Genomic DNA, 3,555 nt, shown 5'->3' with positions numbered 1-3,555 from the left:
ATTTCGAGGTGTTCGGAGGGGATTTCTGGAGTTCGGTCATGGAGAATGGACTCACACAACTTTCCGATGAAGTAGAAGTGGAAGTGGACATCCACTGCCGCAGGGCAGACTATCAAGCACGTTACCTGACAGAAGACTCCACCAGCATGGTCAAGACCATTCTGGACCGCATCCGGGACGGTGAAGAGATAGACTCCATCTTCAATTCCTTGCAGGATGCAGAAGGCTTGAGTTCGGGACAGATGACATCGATAGGTCGTACACTTCTAGCTTGGCAGATGTATCCTGAGGCCTTGTCACTCTTCAAGAAGAAAAAAGAGCTCTTTCCCGAGAACTATTCCATTCACAATGATCTAGGTATCACCAGACTACTTCTGAATGACACGCTTCTGGCCAAAAAGGAATTTGAAAAGGTCTTGATAGATGAACCGGAGAATTCAAAGGCGTATGAATACTTGAGACTGATACGCAGGATGGTGCACGAATGACTCAGATACGCTTGACGAAGACGTTCTCAGCAAAAGTCTTGGACACGCTTTCTTCCTTGCCATTGAACCGGATGACCAGACTTCTATCGAATTCCCGCTGATCCACCAACTCGATCTCGCTGCTCAATGCCAGACCGATCTGACTGAGGTACTTCAGGAAGGCAACAGAACCATCACTCACCTTTACCAATCGACATTTCTCTCCTACCTTCAATTGGGCCAGATGGATGGCCTCTACCCGATCGAACTCTCCCTTAGCATCCGGTATGGGGTCACCGTGAGGGTCTTTCTGCGGATAATCCAAAAAGCGATCCAATTCATCGATGAGTTTGGTCGAATGGATATGTTCCAACTGCTCGGCCACCTCATGCACTTCGTCCCAGGTAAAATTCATGTGGCTATAGAGGAAGGTCTCCCACAGGCGATGTTTGCGGATGAGCAGGATTGCGATGGACTCGCCCTTGTCTGTAAGACCCAATTTCCCATAGCGCTCATAGGAGACCAAGTCCTTGCCTTTCAATTTCTTCAACATCCCACTCACCGATGCGGCCGATATCTCCAGATGATCGGCCAGTGATTTGCTGCTGATCTCCCCCATACCCTGCTCATTCTGAAGGTGATAGAGTGCCTTTAGATAATCTTCTTCGTTCTTGCTGAGCATTTTTCTTAGGTGCGCCTAATTCATTATCTTTGAGTCGCCTAAAGATAAAGGAATTGATCAAGAAACTCACTCTCCTATTCTGTCTCCTTTTGACCATGGATGCTGCACGTGCTGCTGAGATACGCGGCACAGTGAGTGATTCCCATGGAGTACTGGCCTTTGCCCATGTGCTTCTGTCTCCGGGAGAACATGGAGCTACCACCGATGCGGAGGGGAACTTTATTCTGACCGAGATTCCTGCTGGTGAATACACCTTGCAGGTGAGCTTTGTCGGATATCAGAAGTATGAACGAACCATTTCACTGACGACATCAGAGGTGAAGGATATCGACATCGAATTGAGTCCGCGCATCGATCTGGAAGAAGTGGTGGTCACAGGAAATCTCCGCCCCACCTATGTTTCCATGTCACCCATCAAAGTGGAGGTCATGACCAAGGAACACCTCTCGATGAATCTTCCGAGTGCCTCTTCTTCGGTGTTGCAGAGCATTTCACTCATCAACGGAGTACAAGAGGTCCTGGCATGTGGTGTCTGTTACACGAGTTCGATCAGTATCAACGGACTCGATGGGGCCTACACGGCCGTTCTGGTCGATGGCATGCCCATGTTCGGCAATCTGGCATCGGTCTATGGTCTGAATGGTATTCCCAACAGTATGGTGGAGCGCATAGAAGTCATCAAAGGGCCCAATAGCACCCTTTATGGTTCGGAAGCCATGGCAGGGGTGATAAACGTCATCACTAAGAAACACGAAGGGATGCCTCTTCTCTCAGTAGATATGATGGGTACGGATCATGGAGAGGCCTTCAGCAATGTCACCCTTTCTCCTCGCATCGGTAAAAGCAAAGGGTATGTCGGTCTCAACCATGCATATATCAATGATTTCCATGACGAAAATGGGGATGGATTCGGGGACGTGATCAACATGGACCGCTACATCCTCTTCAGCAAATGGGACATCCACCGGAACAGTGGAAGAAGATTCGATATAGCGGCTAAGTACTATTACGAGGACCGTAGGAACGGTGTAGAAGAGTACATGGTGGACCGAGGCTACCGCGACCTGCGAGGGGACGATCAGATATACGGGGAGAGTATCTATACGCAACGCTGGGAACTCTTCGGATCCTATGGTCTGCTAGACGATAATCGATTGAGATTGGACTTCTCCTTCTCGGACCATGACCAGGACAGCTACTACGGGTCGGATCAATACCTGGCCCAACAGCGTATCGGATTCGCTAATCTCATTTGGAATCGGTCAGAGGGACATCACCACTTGACCTCGGGACTGACGACCCGATATCAGTACTATGATGACAATACCATGGCCACTCGCACCCTGGATGATACAGGAGTAATCATCAATGCACCGCAATCCCAATTCATACCAGGCGTCTTCCTTCAAGACGAGTGGAACTTGAATGCCGATTGGTCCCTGCTCAGCGGACTGCGCCTGGATCACTATTCCCAGCACGGATTTATCACTTCTCCTCGATTGAACTTGAAGTATCGACCCAGTGACTGGACTACGATACGATTGAACGGAGGAACGGGATTCCGCGTGGTCAACCTCTTCACTGAGGATCATGCCTTCATCAGCGGTCAGCGAGAAGTGGTCATCACCGAAACTCTGGATCCGGAGCGCAGTATGAGTGTTTCTTTGGATATAAGTCATGTGTACAGCTTGGGAGAAGGTTCAGGTACCATCGGGCTGGATGCCTATTTCACACATTTCAGCAATAAGATACTCCCAGATTACAGCGAGAACGATAAGATCATCTATGCCAATTCTACGGGTTATGCTCGAAGCATGGGAATCAATGGCTCCATCGATTATCGCTTCTACAAAGGACCGGCCCTGAAATTGAGTGCCAATGTGCAGGAAGTCTACGAGGTGGAAGAGATACAGGGTGAGAGCCTGCGCTCAGCAGTGGAATTTGCAGCGGATTGGAGTGGCCAGGTCACAGTCAACTATCGATGGCCAAAGCCCGCACTGGACATGGCCTATACCTCCAATATCCGAGGGCCCATGACTTTGCCGGAGATCTATGACCTGGATACCGAAGGGCAACCTGTGGGTGAGCCACGGAATACACGCAGCCCGGTCTTTGCCACACATAATATTCAATTGACACGGACTTGGGGAGCATTCACCGTATACTCGGGAGTTCAGAATCTCATGGATTATACTCAAGGTATCAGTCCTCTGAGCGGCTACAATGACCCCAATGCTCCGATCGGATTCAGCGAGTATTTCGATACCAGCTATTTCTATTCTCCCTTAGAAGGACGGGAATTCTATTTAGGGCTTAGATGGAATACTCGAGGAAGATAGAAGAACTACTGCTTGACGAAGAGCTTTGAACTTCTCTGCTCGTCTACCGATATTGTCAGAGTATACA

General features: G+C 49.3%; 3 protein-coding genes. 2 read left to right on the top strand and 1 reads right to left on the bottom strand.

Translation table 11 applies throughout. From position 1 onward, the window contains the following. The coding region (locus tag HKN79_06545; GenBank protein ID NNC83218.1) for a hypothetical protein at positions 1–488 on the top strand (488 nt) is incomplete at its 5' end. 1 nt (position 489) lies between these two features. Here the strand turns inward: HKN79_06545 and HKN79_06540 are convergent. Continuing rightward, positions 490–1,149: a metal-dependent transcriptional regulator gene (locus tag HKN79_06540; GenBank protein NNC83217.1), complete on the bottom strand. Its 660-nt coding sequence runs from the start codon at positions 1,147–1,149 to the stop codon at positions 490–492. A gap of 95 nt (positions 1,150–1,244) precedes the next feature. Here HKN79_06540 and HKN79_06535 point away from each other — a divergent pair, with 95 nt between their 5' ends. Continuing rightward, on the top strand, positions 1,245–3,488 hold the full coding sequence (locus tag HKN79_06535) for a TonB-dependent receptor (protein NNC83216.1): 2,244 nt from the start codon (positions 1,245–1,247) through the stop codon (positions 3,486–3,488). Positions 3,489–3,555: the final 67 nt, after the last annotated feature.

This window comes from Flavobacteriales bacterium, from assembly GCA_013001705.1.
GTDB lineage: Bacteria > Bacteroidota > Bacteroidia > Flavobacteriales_D > JABDKJ01 > JABDLZ01.
This window is presented reverse-complemented; position numbering and strand designations above follow the sequence as displayed.

Coding starts and splice junctions, on each gene's coding strand:
- HKN79_06540 (NNC83217.1), bottom strand. CDS start 1,149: ATGCTCAGCAAGAACGAAGAAGATTATCTAAAGGCACTCTATCACCTT.
- HKN79_06535 (NNC83216.1), top strand. CDS start 1,245: ATGGATGCTGCACGTGCTGCTGAGATACGCGGCACAGTGAGTGATTCC.